The sequence below is a fragment of the Cellvibrio sp. genome (genome assembly GCF_039207905.1).
In the GTDB taxonomy this organism is placed as follows: Bacteria; Pseudomonadota; Gammaproteobacteria; order Pseudomonadales; family Cellvibrionaceae; genus Cellvibrio.
The window spans coordinates 112,293-129,286 of record NZ_JBCECX010000007.1 but is presented as its reverse complement, the minus strand read 5'-3'; the positions used below and the strand labels follow the sequence as shown (position 1 = coordinate 129,286).

At 45.4% G+C, this 16,994-nt stretch carries 11 protein-coding genes; 3 read left to right on the top strand and 8 right to left on the bottom strand.

Features of this window, described 5'->3' with window-relative positions:
• Nucleotides 1-165 precede the first annotated feature (165 nt).
• From AAGC78_RS05995 to AAGC78_RS05985, 3 genes are read left to right on the top strand one after another with little or no spacing between them, the layout of a single operon-like run.
• A complete protein-coding gene (locus AAGC78_RS05995; RefSeq protein WP_435783142.1) occupies nucleotides 166-1,728 on the top strand; it encodes a tryptophan halogenase family protein in 1,563 nt (520 codons plus the stop codon).
• Nucleotides 1,716-3,179, top strand: a complete 1,464-nt coding sequence (locus tag AAGC78_RS05990; protein WP_435783141.1) for a tryptophan 7-halogenase — start codon at nucleotides 1,716-1,718, stop codon at nucleotides 3,177-3,179. The genes AAGC78_RS05995 and AAGC78_RS05990 overlap by 13 nt, the downstream gene beginning before the upstream one ends.
• Before the next feature lie 33 nt (nucleotides 3,180-3,212).
• Nucleotides 3,213-4,724, top strand: a complete 1,512-nt coding sequence (locus AAGC78_RS05985) for a tryptophan halogenase family protein (protein WP_435783140.1) — start codon at nucleotides 3,213-3,215, stop codon at nucleotides 4,722-4,724.
• 61 nt (nucleotides 4,725-4,785) lie between these two features.
• On the opposite strand, the gene AAGC78_RS05980 is transcribed toward AAGC78_RS05985, so the two are convergent.
• The 8 genes from AAGC78_RS05980 to AAGC78_RS05945 all read right to left on the bottom strand — a co-directional run bounded on the left by AAGC78_RS05980 (nucleotide 4,786) and on the right by AAGC78_RS05945 (nucleotide 16,745).
• Nucleotides 4,786-5,406, bottom strand: a complete 621-nt coding sequence (locus tag AAGC78_RS05980; RefSeq protein WP_435783139.1) for a PEP-CTERM sorting domain-containing protein — start codon at nucleotides 5,404-5,406, stop codon at nucleotides 4,786-4,788.
• Between the two features lie 370 nt (nucleotides 5,407-5,776).
• A complete protein-coding gene (locus AAGC78_RS05975; RefSeq protein WP_435783138.1) occupies nucleotides 5,777-6,427 on the bottom strand; it encodes a putative glycoside hydrolase in 651 nt (216 codons plus the stop codon).
• A 190-nt stretch (nucleotides 6,428-6,617) separates the two neighbouring features.
• Nucleotides 6,618-7,739 (bottom strand): glycoside hydrolase family 43 protein, encoded by a 1,122-nt coding sequence (locus AAGC78_RS05970; RefSeq protein ID WP_435783137.1) that lies wholly within the window; start codon nucleotides 7,737-7,739, stop codon nucleotides 6,618-6,620.
• A gap of 49 nt (nucleotides 7,740-7,788) precedes the next feature.
• Nucleotides 7,789-8,997: a D-mannonate dehydratase ManD gene (gene manD, locus AAGC78_RS05965; protein ID WP_435783136.1), complete on the bottom strand. Its 1,209-nt coding sequence runs from the start codon at nucleotides 8,995-8,997 to the stop codon at nucleotides 7,789-7,791.
• Nucleotides 8,998-9,036: 39 nt separating this feature from the next.
• Nucleotides 9,037-11,925 (bottom strand): glycosyl hydrolase 115 family protein, encoded by a 2,889-nt coding sequence (locus AAGC78_RS05960; protein WP_435783135.1) that lies wholly within the window; start codon nucleotides 11,923-11,925, stop codon nucleotides 9,037-9,039.
• A gap of 15 nt (nucleotides 11,926-11,940) precedes the next feature.
• On the bottom strand, nucleotides 11,941-13,608 hold the full coding sequence (locus AAGC78_RS05955) for a glycoside hydrolase family 43 protein (protein ID WP_435783134.1): 1,668 nt from the start codon (nucleotides 13,606-13,608) through the stop codon (nucleotides 11,941-11,943).
• 97 nt (nucleotides 13,609-13,705) lie between these two features.
• Entirely contained in the window at nucleotides 13,706-15,535 is a 1,830-nt protein-coding gene (locus AAGC78_RS05950) for an endo-1,4-beta-xylanase (protein ID WP_435783133.1), read from the bottom strand.
• A 127-nt stretch (nucleotides 15,536-15,662) separates the two neighbouring features.
• Nucleotides 15,663-16,745, bottom strand: coding sequence for an acyltransferase family protein (locus AAGC78_RS05945; protein WP_435783132.1), 1,083 nt, complete (start codon nucleotides 16,743-16,745; stop codon nucleotides 15,663-15,665).
• Nucleotides 16,746-16,994: the final 249 nt, after the last annotated feature.

Genomic DNA, 16,994 nt, shown 5'->3' with positions numbered 1-16,994 from the left:
TGCGCGTTGTGAAAACAACGCGCATTTTTTTTAGATGTAAATCTAACAATAGTTCCTGATTATCGATAGTCACTCGCAATGACATAATGTCGCTAAATGCATTTATACTGATATTTATTAGTCGAATAGTAGATAAATAAAAATAACTGAGAGAGGCTCCTCATAATGCAGGGTGGACCGATAAATATAATTATTCTAGGTGGCGGAACAGCGGGCTGGATGACAGCAGCGGCGTTAGTAAAAATGCTCCCTTCGAGTAACTATTCCATCACGTTGGTTGAGTCTGAACAAATTGGTACTGTTGGTGTCGGGGAGGCAACTATTCCGCACATAAGACAGTTCAATAAATTTTTGGAAATTGATGAAAACGATTTTATCCGCGCGACCAATGCAACCTATAAGTTGGCCATTTGTTTTGAAGATTGGGGCAAATTAGGCGATCGGTATTTTCATCCATTTGGCAGTTTCGGTCATGATATTAGCGGTATTGAATTTCAGCATTACTGGCTGAAATTGCGGGAAAAAAATATGGCGGCAGCGATCAGTGAATACTCGCTTGCGTGTGTTGCGGCCATGAATCATAAGTTTGATTATCCTTCAACGGATGATGAATCATTATTATCAACCTACACATATGCCTTTCATATTGATGCTGGTTTGTATGCTCGTTATCTGCGTAATTATGCTGAAACCAAAGGCGTGGTGCGGCGCGAAGGTAAGGTTGTTGACGTTGTAACTAATCCAGTAAATGGTTTTATTGAATCTATAAAAATGGAGTCTGGCGAAACTATTCAGGGTGATTTTTTTATCGATTGTTCTGGGTTCGCTAGTGTACTAATTGAAAAAACATTGAAAACCGGTTTTGAGGATTGGAGCCAATGGCTACCTTGTAACCGCGCAATAGCTATACCCTCCGAGAATGTATCTACACCCGCGCCCTATACTCGCGCTACAGCTAGAGACGCTGGTTGGCAGTGGTGTATTCCATTGCAGCATAGGTCGGGTAATGGCTATGTATACTCAAATAATTTCATCAGTGACGATGAAGCGTTGGTGACACTGCTGAAAAATTTGGATGGAAAACCGGTTGCTGAACCTAATCATTTAAAATTTATTGCCGGGCGCCGCAAAAAGAGCTGGAACAAAAACTGTGTGGCAATTGGTTTATCGAGCGGATTTTTGGAGCCGCTAGAATCGACCAGTATTTATCTTGTGCAAATGGCAATTCTTAAATTTTTGGAGTTTGTTCCAGGGAAAACGGTTGACCCTGTATTGCAGCATGAATTTAATCGCGCACTGGAATTGGAATATTGTCGAATCAGGGATTTTTTGATTTTGCACTATCATGCTACCACGCGGGATGATTCCCCATTCTGGCGTTATTGTCAGGCTATGGATATTCCTGATGATTTGAAACGCAAAATGCAATTATTTAAAAAGACTGCCCATGTCGAAAAATATCAACAGGGTTTATTTATGACACCTAGCTGGATAGCATTGTATTTTGGGCAAGGCATATATCCCGAGGCTTATGATTCGCGTCTTGAAAAATACTCGCACGGCGAGATTCAGCAATACACTTCAGCCCTGCACAAAGATATAGCGCAAACTGTACAGTCTATGCCGATGGCGAGCTCTATTCTGGCGAAAACGGTAAAATCATTCGAACCCGGTTACGCGCATGCAGCACTGGATCTTTATCGGGTGAAGAAAACATGCAAAAAATAAAAAAAATTATTGTTGTAGGTGCGGATGAAATTGCGTTGCTGGTTGCAGCAACTTTATCCTTTAATCTTCGTCATGTGGAAATTGTTCTGGTCGATAGCAAGAATAAGTCTACGGGAGCGCTGGTTGAGTCGTCGATGGAAAATGTAGGTGCATTTTTCAGTTTGGCGGGAATTGACATTAAGCATTTCGTCGCCAACACCGGGGCGACATTAAAGTTGGGAAATCAATTTCATAATTGGGCTGGAGCAGGGCATCAATTTACTCATTGTTTCGGTGATTATGGAGTCGCATTTGGTGGCGTTGAATTTCATCAAACCATTATACGACTGATGAAGGAAGGGGCTTACAAGAACATTGCGGATTATTCATTGGTTGCCGAAGCTGTAAAATCAGGAAAAGGGTTGCCTCTGTTATACCGTGCGGAAGAAGGTCTGCCACAAGTAGCGGTTGGGTTACATTTTGCTATTCCTGCTTTCGTTCAATATCTTGTTTCCCATCTGCAGCGTCTAGGTGTCAAACGTATTGCAGAGGGCATTGTTAACGTAAATCTTGCGGATGATGGCAGGATTGCATCCTTGGTTACAGATTCTGGGCAGGAAATAACAGCAGATTTTTATGTTGATTGCAGTGGCAGCTCAAGCCAGCTTCTTGGTGAAGCAATGGGCGTTGATTACATCGGTTGGCAGGATGTGTTGAGGGTCAATCGAAAGTTGTGTGCAGTTGAATCTGCAACTACAGCAATCAATTCCCTTGCAGATATTACTGCTACTGACAAAGGTTGGTTAAAGCGCACAAGGTTGCGCGATTTTACGGTAGCAGAATTATTTTATCATTCGGACGATTACACGGATAAGCAAGCGCAAGCAGAAATTGAACTACATTTGTGCGGCAAACAAGTTAACTATTTCAAATCGACACAGATTATCCCTGGCAAGCGAGCCAGGTTTTGGGAGAAAAATTGTTTGGCGATAGGGGAGTCCGCAGTAAGTGCAGCGCAGTTTTCGCATTCTCCATTATTCATGGCGCAAGCTGCGGTTACTCGCTTCCTTGATTATTTTCCTGCTAATGAACCTGTGCCTGAATTAATTGATGAATATAACCGCATTGCTCACAGTGAGACTGACCGAATCTACGATTACCATTGTTTGCATTATTGGTTGCTGGATAACGCGCATCCGCTCGCAATAAAGGAAGAAAAATTATTGACGCCCGAGCTGAGGCACAAACTGGATGTTTTTAGAGCTTCAGGTCGGCTTGTCAAATATGAAAGTGATAATGTTGAATCATCCCAATGGCAATCGTTATTACTTGGAATGAATGTGTGGCCTGAACGTTATGATCCCATTATCGGGAATCTTTCATCTGCACAGTTGCACCAAACAAGTGAACTGCTAATTGAACGCATCCGGCAGGTGGTTTCGGCTTTGCCACCACAAGAATACATTTTGTAAAACAGTTTTATAACAAAAAATAACAGGTGAATCATGACTGATAATCGCATAAAAAAAATAGTTATTGTGGGTGGTGGAACTGCCGGTTGGATGACTGCTGCTGCTATTGCCAAAGTGTTGGGGGCAAATTATTGCGATGTAGATCTGGTTGAGTCGGAAGAGATCAGTACTGTAGGAGTTGGTGAGGCCACAATCCCGCAAATCCAGCTATTCAATCGATTGCTGGATTTAGATGAAGATGAGTTCATGCGTAAGACCCAGGGTACATTCAAATTGGGAATCCAATTTGTTAACTGGACGCGTATTGGCCATAAATATCTGCATGCATTTGGTGATGTCGGCAAGGATATGGATGCTATCCAGTTTTATCACTACTGGCTAAAGATGTCGCAAATGAGCGATATAGATGATCTTGAGAGCTACACCATCAGTGGTGCTGCATCGCGCCAAAATAAATTCATTCGCCCATTCGATGCCGGCAATTCCCCGCTTTCCGGTATTGCCTATGCCTTTCATTTTGATGCGGGCTTATACGCTCGTTTTTTACGTGAATACGCAGAATCACGCGGTGTAAAAAGAACAGAAGGAAAGGTTGTTGATGTTCGGTTGAATAATGATAACGGTTTTATTGAGGCTGTTACGCTTGAGTCCGGGCAAGTTATTGAGGCAGATTTTTTTATTGATTGCTCCGGGTTTCGCGGGCTTTTGATTGAAGGTGCGTTAAAAACAGGATATGAAGATTGGACTCATTGGCTACCCTGCGACCGTGCATGGGCAGTGCCTTGTGAAAGTGTTGAGCCATTAACTCCTTACACTCAATCTATTGCACGCCCAGCTGGTTGGCAATGGCGAATCCCATTGCAGCATCGCATCGGCAATGGACATGTATTTTCCAGCAAATTTATGAGTGAGGATGAGGCGCGCTCAATCTTGTTGAATAATCTGGATGGAAAAGCATTGGCTGAGCCAAAGCTGTTGCGTTTTGTCACTGGTAAACGGAAAAAAATCTGGAATAAAAACTGTCTATCAATTGGTTTGTCCAGTGGATTTATGGAGCCTTTGGAATCCACCAGCATCCATTTAATTCAATCGTCAATAGCACGCTTGATGAGTTTCTTCCCCAATAAGAATTTTGATCAGGAAGATATTGATGAGTTTAATCGCCAAGCTGATTTTGAAGTAGAAAAAATTCGCGACTTTTTGATTCTTCATTATCATGTTACTGAGCGGGATGATTCTGAATTCTGGAATTATTGTCGAACTATGAGCATCCCTGATGCACTAACCCAAAAGATTGAACAATTTAAAAAGAATGGTCGCATCTACCGCAACTCGTCGGAAATGTTTAATGATTTGAGTTGGCTTGAGGTGATGCATGGCCAGGGAATTCGGCCACGAGCTTATCATCCCTTGGTTGATCGCATGTCGGTGGATGCGATTAGTCAGCGGCTTGTAGGCATCAAGCGAGTCATTGATCAGTCGGTCGACTACATGCCAACACACGCGCAGTTCATCGCGGAAAATTGCAAAGCTGGTAGAAGATAAACATGCGGTTGTGGAAATAAAAAACCCGGCTATTGCCGGGTTTTTTTCACATCGATAACTCTTAATTGAGTTTACGGCGACGCGCACCTACAAGACCTGCAATACCAAGCATCATCAGGATAAATGCAGATGACTCTGGTACTTGAACGGCTTTAACACCGATCAAGAGGTCGTCATGGTTGTCGTCATCGTTAATTCCACCCACATCATCAAAGAATAGAATTGCGTCATACGCAACGCCTTTGTAGGTGGTATTCAATGCGATTGCGAAAGACACAACGCCTTCTCCAATAACATTTGACCCATTGAGTACAGTGTTAAACGCTGCGCTTAAACGGTCGGTAGAAAAGCCAAAGTCAATCAAGCTGCCATCCGCGTAGTTCCCTGTGTAGGTGAACGGTGCTTTTTGAGTGGTATTGTTGATAGAGCTACCTCCAGACGTAAAGGTATTCACCGCACCAGCTTCTTCCGCGAGGAAGTTGAAGGTTAAAGTCAGCTCCCCGGTTTGGTTGGCCTGCAGATTGCCACCAAAGTTGTATTGGGTGGTTCCTACGTATCCGCGAAAATCGTTGTTGGAGGGAATGGTAACATCGGTACCGCCATCAATTTTAAGTAAACCTGCATGGGCAGTAATTGAGCTAGCGGCGAGTATGGCTGCGGCTGTAAATTTAATCAGTTTCATGAACGTCATCCTTTGTTTGAAGCTAAATAGAGTGATTTTTTAACGCACAATTCGATTACAAACTAAGCATTAGTCGTGCCATACGACAAATATGGGGAGATAATTTGGTTTGTGATGTGCATCACAAGTTTTTGAGGGGTTTTTTGTAAATTAACTCGACAGTTTTGGCGTTTAAATTATTTTTGGAAATATTAGCTGTTGTACTTATGGCGGCGTATTGCACATCTTGCAAAATGCTGTGCTGCACTTTCAAGCGAAATTGGCGGGAATATATTTGAAATTGATTATTTTTAGTGCACCGGACTTGGGGCTGCCCAAGCCCGGTGTGAGAGGTTTTCTGTTCTGCTTACTGTTCTGTTTATAGAAACACTTATTCTGGTTGAGCCGTGCAACCCTTTTCGCCTTCCCCTAATTTTTCCAAGCGGATATTGGCAATGCTGACCGTAAACTTACCATCGGTGCTAATTGAGAAGGGGGCAATAATTTTAGTTAAGTCAAAATTATCGCTTTTGAAGCAATTAAGAGGAAGGGGCAGGGAAAACCATTCGCCTTTTGGCATTTGTTTGATCATCGAATTAATGGACAGATCTGCCAAGCAAGGGTAGCCGCAACCCAGCGCGACTCTTACATCTTTATCCGGCTTTACATCGATGCGCATGTCGATAGTCAATGCAGCAGCATCTTTAAATTTGGATAGATCGATCGCTTCGCCGTAGAGACCAAAACTTCCTACCACTTTTTTGCGTGCTGCCCACGTAAGTTGGATGGCATCACCTTTATCTTTGTAGCTGGTCGGCGCTACTGAAATTTTTCCTCCCGCTGATTTTCCTTCGCGTCCCTCAATATTGGTTGACCAGTTGCTTGGGTCACCCACTGAAATACCGCGTCCATTCAGCTCTCCTTTTACTAAATAAAAATACGTTGGGTTGGGCGTTTGGGCGTTACAGATAATCGGTGCAAATAAACTGATGCAAGCAGCAGAAAATAATAGTTTGGATAATGTGGTCAGGCGATTTTGCATGGGCGGATACTCTCTTGGTTGTTTATTATTGGCTTGGTTATTTGTTATCGATGTGCACTTACTCCTATCCTCCCTTGATAGGTGGCGCTCAAATAATATTCATCCAGCCTGGAAAAAGTCAATTTGCGCGCACAAATAAAAAAGCCCCGGCGAGCTTTGCTGGCCGGGGCTTTTTTAGATTGCATTCTCATTAATCGAGATAGGAATCAATGGTGTTGATAGTGCCGTCGTCGTTGTGGGTTAGCTCGGTCACTTTCACGCTGCGCAAATGTGTGTCGCCGCCAGAGAGCGATGAGTCGTGATAAAACAAATACCACTTGGCCTGATGTTGTACGATTGAGTGGTGGCTGGTCCAGCCAAGCACTGGCGTCAGCACAATGCCTTTATAGGTGAATGGGCCGTAAGGATTATCACCTATGGCATAGGCGATATAGTGAGTATCACCGGTGGAATAGGATAAATAATATTTGCCGTTGTACTTATGTATCCACGCAGCCTCAAAAAAACGTCGATTAGTATCAGTACCCAATAGTGGTACTCCACCGCCATCAATAATTTTTACATCGCGCGGTGCTTCAGCAAATTGCAACATGTCATCGCTCAGGCGCGCGATTTTTGGACTGAGTGCCGGTTCATTGCTTGCAGGATAAACATCCTCAGTTTGATATGTGCCCGTAGCCCAACGTTGTAATTGTCCACCCCAAATGCCACCGAAGTACATGTAGTGGCTGCCATCGTCGTCTTTGAATACTGCCGGGTCGATACTGAAGCTACCTTTGATAGGTTCGGCTTCTGCTTTAAATGGGCCGGTGGGTGAATCACTGGTGGCGACACCGATGCGGAAAATATCGGTTTTATCTTTTGCCGGGAAATACAAAAAATATTTGCCATTTTTTTCTGCTGCATCGGGTGCCCACAATTGGCGACTGGCCCAGGGTACATCTTTGAGATTCAGTGCTTCACCGTGATCAACCACTTCACCACCGACGGCATCCATGGATAACACATGGAAATCTTTCATATCGAACTTGTCGCCTTCGCCAGTGGTGGTAACGCCGGTTTCAATATCGTGTGATGGATAGATGTAGAGTTTGTCGTTAAACACATGTGCTGATGGATCAGCCGTATACATGTGCGTTACCAGTGGTTGCCCAATAAATAATGCCGGATCTGCCGGTGTTTTTGCGGGTTTGGATACTGCTGCTGTCGAAGTCGCAGTGCTGGTTTCGGTAGCGGATTTATCCTGACAGCCAGTTATCAGGATGCCGCCAGCGATAAGGCTGGCGAACAAAAGCGTGCGCTGGTTTTTCATCGTTATTATCTCGTTTTGGGTTGTGTATTTTTATAATGCCAGCGCGATATTACCAATGCCAGAGTGTGCCGTCTTCCAAACGGTTCACAGGTAGGCTCGCGCGTTTGTACGGATATTTTGCCGCGAGCTTTTCATCGATATCGACACCGTGGCCGGGTGTTTCGCCCGGAGTGAAAAAGCCGCGCTCAAATTGATAAGCATGCGGAAATACTTCATCCATTTGTGCGCTGTGTGCCATGTGCTCCTGAATGCCGAAGTTAGGCACCCAGTAATCAAAATGCAATGCGGCACCCATGCACACAGGCGATAAATCTGTTGCGCCGTGAAAGCCGGTGCGCACATTAAACAGACTGGCAAAATCCGCAATACGACGCACGTGGCTGATACCACCGGCGTGCACAATGGTAGTACGAATATAATCGATCAATTGGTTTTGGATTAATTCGCGGCAATCGTGAATGGAGTTAAATACTTCGCCTACAGCAAGTGGAGTGGTGGTGTGCTGGCGAATTAATTTAAAGGATTCCTGATTTTCAGCCGGTACTGCATCTTCCATCCAAAACAAATGAAATGGCTCCAGCTCTTTGCCGAGCCGCGCTGCTTCAATTGGAGTCAGGCGATGATGGACATCGTGCAGCAAGTGAATATCGCGGCCAAACTCTTTGCGTACGGCAGCAAATACTTCAGGGATGAAATTGAGGTATTTTTCAGTCGACCACATTTCCGTTGAAGGCAAATCGGAATCGGCCGGCTCGTAACTTTTTTCGCCTTTCGCAACACCGTAGGTTTTTTCGATGCCGGGAATACCGCACTGCACGCGAATCGCCTGATAACCTTTTTCTTTCGCTTTGCGCACGGCATCCAATGTGGAATCCAGATCTTTGCCGTTAGCGTGAGTGTAAGTGAGGATGCGTTCGCGGCTCTTGCCACCGAGTAATTGGTAGAGCGGCATATTCGCCATTTTGGCTTTGATATCCCAGAGCGCAACATCAATCGCCGCCAATGCAGTCATGCCCACCGGCCCGCGACGCCAGTAAGCACCGCGATAAAAAAATTGCCAGATGTCTTCAATCTGTTGCGGGTCGCGGCCAATAAGTGCCGGGACTAAATAATCTTCCAGATAAGAGACGACTGCTTTTTCGCGGCCGTTGAGTGTCGCATCGCCGATGCCATAAATTCCCTGGTCAGTTGTAATCTTCAAGGTGACAAAATTCCTGCCGGGGCAGGTGACAATCACTTTCGCATCAACAATTTTCATTCAACGACGTCTCTACAGCTAGGTTGTGTTAACAGGTTGTTAATATCGTTGGCTCTCCTCTGGACCCAGATAACTGGGCAAAAGTCGGCCGGTATCAATTATGATTTTTTGCAAAACCACACCCGGGTCAAGGCTGTAGATTCGCAATTTGTGTGCACCGGGTTTATCAATCCGGTGTGTGGTCACACTTCTGCGCAGATCGCTGCGCACAGTTTCTTCCCAAGTCGCGTTGCTCATATCAGCCGTTAAATCCACTACTTGCGGCGGCTGATTATCAAATGCAATCGCATAGCGCAAACCTCGCTCCGGCATCAGCGGCCAGCTGGGTGCGAATAATCCCTCCACTTTGAATTCGCCAGCGCTTTGGCTGAATAGATCGTACTCAAGGTAAGGTGCATCCTGAACTTGATTAAAGCTCCGGTCGGTAATCGGGTAGACCGACATGGAGGATAAGCCGCGTCCGTGTTCAGGGATTTTTTCCCAGCGCAATTCGCCGCTATCGCCTTTGCGTTGGTAGTGCTCCGCCTCAATCGCGATATAGCCATCGGCCTCTGCAAAACCTTTCCTTTTTAATGACGACTTGGTCATCCCGGTATTAATCGCTTTGACTGAGATGGTCGCTCCACCCCAACCGGTGCCGGTTATCTGTACTGTGCCGGTGGCCTCACCTTTGGGGGCTTTGCTCCAGTCGATGGATACCTGAATTTGTGCATTCGTCAAAACTTGTACACTAGTATGACTTATTGTAATCCAAGGTGCACTCACTTGGGCAGTAGCTGTGAACGATTCTTTACCTTTATTAAAGACTTCGATGATTCTGTGCTGCTTACCCAGCGGGTCAAAAGTGGCCAATCGATAGTCGCCCGGACTTGGCCAAGCGCTGGCAATCCCCTCAACTGCAATACCCATTTCCGCTGAGTTATGTGGCTCGTACAGATGGATAACCGGTTGGGTATCTTCCGGCGGATTATTCCAATTGCTGTAGCCAATATGCGGCTGCGACATAAAGTGATTCCACTTGCCGCCGTTCAATTGGTGAAATTCCTGTTCTAGCGCAGCGTCAGCCGCAAATAACGCTTTTACTTTGTCGCCGTAGATATTGGTCGTGGCTCGACTTTGCTGCGCGTGCAAATGGTTTTTGGCTTGCGCATCATAAAGCTCGGTCACAATCGCGCTCGCCTTGGTGGGAAATAACACCAGTTGATAAAAAGCATCACGCTGCTCTGGAGCGATTTGTGTGTAAATTTTCTCGGCGCGTGTCGCATAAGATTTTATTTTTGCCGTTACACGATCAGCTTCAGCGTAATTTAATTGGCTATAAATCGTCGCATCTTGCAATTCCGGTTTGCGCTGTAAATTGTGGCGCGTGTAACCCGTCATAATGTCTGCAATTTCTTGCGCATGTTTTTTGCCAAACTCGCGCTCCGCCCAGAGTGTGGCAAATTCCGGAATCCGCTCTTTCGGCCAGGCTTCGGGGTTCCAGGCCATATTGAGAAAAAATTCAATCGGATATTCCATGGGTTTTAAATCGCCCACATTCACGATCCAGATTTGGTTCGCCTCATAGGTATAAGCGAGATGCATTTGCTCCCAAATCTTGGCGATAGAAACGGTGTTAATCCAGCGATAGGAGCGCGGCCCACCGACATAATCAAAATGATAATAAACACCGGCGCCACCGACACGTTTGCGCTCTTCCGGTGTGGGTAATCGGCGGATGTTGCCCCAGTTATCGTCACACCAGAGCAAAATTACATCGTCGGGGACGCGCATGCCTCGTTCATAAAATCCTTGCACCTCTTTATAAAGTGCCCAGACTTGCGGAACCCTGCTTAATTTTTCTTTACCGAAAACGTCGCTAATAATGTTGCGTTGATCGCTGACAATTTTTTCCAGCAGCTCGATATTATCGCCCTCACTCATAGGCTCATCTTGCTGGCCGCGCATACCCAAGGTGTAGATGCTTTCGTAAGGTTTATTGCGCTTTGCGCCATCGACCCAAAAGTTATATAAGTTTTCCGGATTTTTGGAATATTCCCATGGCCCTTTACCGTAGCGATTCCATTCTTTGTCTGCACGCATCATTGGCTCATGGTGCGAGGTGCTCATCACAATCCCGTACTCATCAGCGAGGATCATATTGTGTGGGTCATCATCGGAGAATGCGTTATTCCACATTGCCGGCCAGAGAAAATTCGCTTTCAATCGTAACAATAACTCGAACACCTTTTCATAAAATTGTGCATTGTAATTGCCGTATTTTTCAGTCACCCAGTTGGTGAGTGCAGGTGCCTCATCATTTAAAAAAATTCCGCGATATTTTACTTTGGGTATTTCTATCACTTGGTTTTTTTTATCGATATATAACTGCGTTTTCTTTTTTGCCGGTACATCGGCCCACCAGTACCAGGGTGATACACCTATTTGCTCGCTTAAACTATAAATGCCATACATGGTGCCGCGCTTGTTTGCTCCTACAATTACCAGTGCACGTTTTACCTGTGGAAATGGGTTTTCAATGACTTGTATCTGGTAGGCATCCCACTGGTCGCGGATTTTACTCACATCCAACTTGTGATTGGCAGCCAGTTGATCGATGAATTTGCTCTTTCCCAGAGTGCCAATCACAACAATGTCACCACTTTTATCACTAATGAGATTGTTGAGTGGCGGCTTTTTATTGGTGACTTTTTCGATATCGCTTTGCAGGTTTTTAGCGGCGCGTATGACGCCCGGAAATTCATCAGCATCAATAATTAATTCCGCACTGTTGTTATTATCAATCAGGACTAAATTGTTTTTACTTGACGCTGCGAGCCAGGATTTTTCACCCAGCGACCAACAAGGTGCGCTGATTAAGAATGCTACTAATAACCATAACGGATAGGCTCGGTGGCTCCATTTATTTTTTGTTCGCATGCACAACATAAGTCGCTCCCGGTATTATTTTTCTGTCCTGGCGTGAATGCCGAGCAAGGTGCCGACAAACCCACCGGCCACCTCTGTGCTAAGTATTTTTGCATCTGCATTTTCTAAAACGGCTATTTTGCGGCCATCGTTAGTCTGGTAGTAAAAGCTAATCTTCCCTGCATCGCCTTCAATGGCTAGTGTTAAGCGTGATCCAATATTCTTCGGTGTGATGGTGTGGATTATTTTGGGTGCGCCTTTATTGGCTTGCTCAATAAACAGTTGCAGTTTTCCCTTCAGTGAACGCGCACCAAAGTAATAATGAGCCGTTTCACTTTGTAGTGCGACTATACCGGCTGACGTGTTTTCTGTTGGTAGATCCAGTTGAGTACTGGCACTAAAGCGAGTGTGTTGTTGTCGACGACCAAGGAATGCAGGTTGCTCTAACTCATCGAGGCGAATATCTAGTGCTTGTATTTGGATGCGATTTTTTTGCAGCTGATAAAAAGGCGAATCGGCCGTGCGTAAGCTGACCCAAGGGTGCAAAAGTTCAGCGCTGGAAAAATTATCCCGCCAAACAAAATTGCCGGTTGTTGGCACGGTATTTTTTGTTTTGGCTACCGTTTTGGGCGCGGTGAGTTGGTAGGGAATTGTTTTTCCTTTTTCTAAAATGACTGGCCATTCATTCTTCCAGCTGACGGGTAACAAAAAGGTTTCTCGGCCGGTGTTATAGGCAGTTTTGTCATAGGCGCGAGTAGCTAAAAATACTGCCCACCATTCACCTTCTTTGGTTTTAACCAAGTCGGCATGGCCGGCGGTAGTGATTGGATTGGGGCGATTAATATCAAGATCGCGTTGGGTTAATATCGGATTGCCTGCATAAGGTTCAAAGGATTTGGTTAAATCTTTAGTGCGGAATACAACCTGCGAGTGGTCGTATCCCGTTCCACCTTCGGCGCAGAGTAAATAGTACCAACCATTGATTTTGTAGATATGTGGTGCTTCGATCCACACTGGTTTTTTTGCCAAATCAGTACCGCCGTTAACAATCAAACGGCGGGATTCTTTAATGACCTTTTTATTCTTGAGATCGAATTCCCACAACCAAATCGCACGGTGACCATCATAAAGTGGTTCGCCGATGGGTGCATCATTGTGCGCTATGTAAACGCGGCCATCATCGTCGAAAAAAATGTCGGGATCTATGCCGCCAACTTCAGGTAATAAGATCGGATCGGACCAGGGGCCCTCGGGATTTTTAGCGGTAACAATAAAGTTTCCGCGCACATCAACCAAGGTGGTGATCAGGTAAAAAGTTCCATCGTGATAGCGGATGGTTGGTGCATAAATTCCGCGTGATGTTTGCTGCTTGTAGAGTGGTAATTGTTTGGGGGTAACTAACACATGGCCGAGTGATTTCCAGTTAACCAAATCCTTGCTGTGAAAAATAGGTACCCCGGGTGAATAGGAAAAAGATGAGGTAACCAAGTAATAATCATCGCCGGCACGGGTAATACTGGGGTCGGGATAAAATCCGGCGATGATTGGGTTTTGAAATTGGCCTGCAGCCGGTTTATGAGCAAAGACAGAATCTTTCCCTTCATAGGTGAATTGATAAAAGTTGACACTATTTGAAAAACTATTGTTCGCTACGAGCAATAGGCTGCTGGTAAACAATAGCCGAAGTGTTCTTTTGATATTCATGACATTCACCGTATTAAAATAAAAATGGGCAACTACTTTCGTAGCTACCCAAAGGGAGAAATTTTTAGCTGCTATGAGCCTGCACAATAAATATTTATTAGCTGCTGCAGACTGTACCTTGCAATGCATCCGCAAATCCGCGTAACGCTGGTTTATCGTTATAGTTATTGTCGAATAGCAGCGGCCAGGCAATTTGCTCGTTGTTGAATTGAGTTTTGTACAGATCATTTAACCAGGTGTTGGCGTCAGTGGTGCCCCAGACGGTAATGCCGCCGCGCTGTGCTTCCGGTACTGCATCCAAATAAGCTTTAATAATCTCGCAGTAACGTTTTTTCTGATTGAGTGCTACTGATTGGGTGAAGCTGCTGATTTTATTAGTGGGGTAGTTGTCGCAGTAAGGTTGGTTAATGGCAACATCCAGCTCGGTAATTTTAACCATTAAGCCTTTATCAGCGACTTTTTTCATCGCTGCTGCAATGTTCGCAGCTGATGGGTAGTTGAGGCAAACATGCATCTGGAAACCGACTCCATCAATGGGGATATTGCGTGCTTGGAAATCAGTCAGCATGTCAATCAGTTTGGTTGTCTTGCTATTGTTTTGCTCAATGTTGTAATCGTTGTAATAGAGTTTTACGTTGGCATTTGCGTTGCGTGCCGCTTGGAATGCACGCTCGATATACACTGAACTATTGCCGCTTTTAATATAAAAGGTGGAGTCTGTTGTGCGGAAAGTCGAAGGCGTGCCGTCAGTCAGTGCCTCATTGACTACGTCCCAACTAACCAGGTTATCTTTCGTTTCGTAGTGATCCACAATAGTGGTGATATGGGCATCGAGCGCCGTTAAAAAATCATTCGATGAGCCGCCCCAATTTTTCATAAACCCGGGCACCTGATAATCAGAGTGCCATACCAATCCGTGCCCATGGATATTAATATTTTTGCTTTTTGCATAATCGACAAATGCATCGGCATTGGTGAAGGTGAAACTGCCTTGTGTTGGCTGGAGGTAACTCATTTTCATGATGTTGCCTGCCGTCATCTGATTAAAATGTTTTTCCACAACTGATTTTTCAGATGCATTCATCAATATGTTGTAGGTTGGTGAATCGTTATTCGATACCGATACGCCAATAGGAAAACTTGCAAGCTCACGCAGACTATTCACATTCGCAGAATAGGTGCTGGTTGCGCTGGAGGTAGTGTTTGATGAGGACGAGTTCGCCTGGGTTGCCAAGGTCACTTTAGCGCTTTTGATTGTTACTGTACTCGCAGGTGTACCTTTGGCCTGAATGCCTACTTGCACATCGTAATCGGTCTGATTGAATTTTTTATCTGCTTCTTCAATGGTGCAGCTAACCTTGGAGTCTGCATTGGCCGCCAGCTCACTATTAGCTGACCAACAGTTCCATTCTCCCGCCCAGCTTCCACCTTTAATTTGCGCAAATATCTGAAGATTTGTGCCGCTGGATTTGAACTCGTCGCTGACGTTAACGATCATTTCGATAACCGCCCCTTCTAGCAATACTGGTTTGGCAAGATCGGTAACTGCGCCGATATTATCGCCATTGGGTGCGAAACTTATGCCGTCACTGTTGTAATTAATCCCAGTATTGCCGGTACCGTTACCTCGCCAGCCAGAGGTCATATCCAGAGTGAGAACTGTTAGTGCAGCCGAGGATATAGAGCTGCTACTGGCCGGAATAGAACTGGCCGCCATGGAGCTGGCTTCAATTGACGAGCTAACAGAAGTTGTTGCTGACGCCGCTTCAGATGATGGAGTAGAAATAGCGGTGGATGATACGGGAGTGCTTGAGCTTGACGGTGCTAGAGAGGATTTTGATCCACTGCTTTTACCTCCGCCGCCGCAAGCACTGAGGCCAATTGTAATAAGGGAAATGAGTAAAACGCGCGAATAATAGTGCGGCATGGTGATGTGCTCTTATTTATGGTGTTATTGTTGTTGTCAATTACACCATAAGTCATGAGAGCTTGTATACCAGTTGCATTATTTAGAATTGTAAGCGTCGTCCTTGACGGTTACTAGTAGGTTTGAGTTAAAGGGCTTGGCTTGTTTGTGGCACGGCTCGTACATTATCTTTTCGAAGTAAAAGTGTTTCCAGGCGCTTGCGTGTCATGCGCTGCATCGGCATTTCGATGTAATGCGAAATCACCATTGGGATTAGCAAGCCTGCGAGTCCCAACACCAGCCAGAGAGGTTCATACACCCGGTGTTCTAGCCCAAGCAGTTTGCATCCGTAGTAGAAAATTAATGTGTGTATAAGATAGATGGAGAAGCTGGCTTGGCCAATTTTCCGCATAAAAGGAGATGCGAATAACAGTGCAGTCCAATTTGACGTGATCGACAGCAGATAGATAGCGATTGCAAAAGCGATAGCCATTTCTACGGAATCGTAGAGCGCGGGTGTTGAATCGAATAATTTCAGTGGCAGGAAAATAGTAATTAGCGCTGCAATTTGTAACAGGTTTAACGCAAGTTGATTATTGCCACCCTCCCATCTTTTGCGCGGCAACATGCCGGCAATAGTGCCCGCCAGAAAATAATGCAATTTGTTTGGCAGGCTCAAGTTTGGCCAGTAGGCGTGGGTGAGTACCAGCAGCGCACACAAGAAGATTGCAAGTGGCATTGCGAATGGATATTGGTGCCTGCTGGCAATACACCACCAGATCGCGATGAAGAAGGCGTAATACTGTACCTCTAAGGGAATTGACCAGAAGATGCTGACGTTGCCGCCAAATAAATAGTGGCGGGTGACGCTTGTGACACCCTCTATTCGCAGTGGGAAATCACTCGCTTCAAACTGCGTCAGTAAAAAACAAACGGTGATAACGCACCAGTAAATCGGAGCGATTCGCGAGAAGCGTGCTATCCCGTATTTGACTACCGATGTGGAGTCACACTCACTTTGGGCATAGAGATAGCCCATTAGGAAGCCGCTCAAGACAAAGAATACACCCACACCTACGGGGCCGATTAGCACCAGATTTCCTGGCCAGGGCATGTGCGAAATAATCACGAATAAACAGGCTAGTGCGCGTATGCCATCCAGATTGGGCATCTTGTCCCGATTCTGATGTGTAGCGTCTTGCGGGAGAGGGGTGGTACGGGCGGTTTCCATGGCTTACTCCAGTAGTTCAATACCAAGCCTGCGGGGGGATATGTTGCAGAGGTAACATAGTGTCTGAGTCGTGTTACAGCAATATTCAGTCCATTTTACTGCGCGGCACGATTTTCACGTCAGAAGCCTGAATTAGTTCAAATAAGCAATCCTATATGGCGTGTATTTTTGTTTTTTGCGTGAAAATATTTTGTAAGGACGGACCAGAAAAGAGCAATTTTGCACTCGCAGTGTGTGGCTTTGGGGCGC

Excerpts from the sequence above, each read along its gene's own strand:
- AAGC78_RS05995 (WP_435783142.1), top strand. The coding sequence starts at position 166 with ATGCAGGGTGGACCGATAAATATAATTATTCTAGGTGGCGGAACAGCG.
- AAGC78_RS05990 (WP_435783141.1), top strand. The coding sequence starts at position 1,716 with ATGCAAAAAATAAAAAAAATTATTGTTGTAGGTGCGGATGAAATTGCG.
- AAGC78_RS05985 (WP_435783140.1), top strand. The coding sequence starts at position 3,213 with ATGACTGATAATCGCATAAAAAAAATAGTTATTGTGGGTGGTGGAACT.
- AAGC78_RS05980 (WP_435783139.1), bottom strand. The coding sequence starts at position 5,406 with ATGAAACTGATTAAATTTACAGCCGCAGCCATACTCGCCGCTAGCTCA.
- AAGC78_RS05975 (WP_435783138.1), bottom strand. The coding sequence starts at position 6,427 with ATGCAAAATCGCCTGACCACATTATCCAAACTATTATTTTCTGCTGCT.
- AAGC78_RS05970 (WP_435783137.1), bottom strand. The coding sequence starts at position 7,739 with ATGAAAAACCAGCGCACGCTTTTGTTCGCCAGCCTTATCGCTGGCGGC.
- manD (WP_435783136.1), bottom strand. The coding sequence starts at position 8,997 with ATGAAAATTGTTGATGCGAAAGTGATTGTCACCTGCCCCGGCAGGAAT.
- AAGC78_RS05960 (WP_435783135.1), bottom strand. The coding sequence starts at position 11,925 with ATGTTGTGCATGCGAACAAAAAATAAATGGAGCCACCGAGCCTATCCG.
- AAGC78_RS05955 (WP_435783134.1), bottom strand. The coding sequence starts at position 13,608 with ATGAATATCAAAAGAACACTTCGGCTATTGTTTACCAGCAGCCTATTG.
- AAGC78_RS05950 (WP_435783133.1), bottom strand. The coding sequence starts at position 15,535 with ATGCCGCACTATTATTCGCGCGTTTTACTCATTTCCCTTATTACAATT.
- AAGC78_RS05945 (WP_435783132.1), bottom strand. The coding sequence starts at position 16,745 with ATGGAAACCGCCCGTACCACCCCTCTCCCGCAAGACGCTACACATCAG.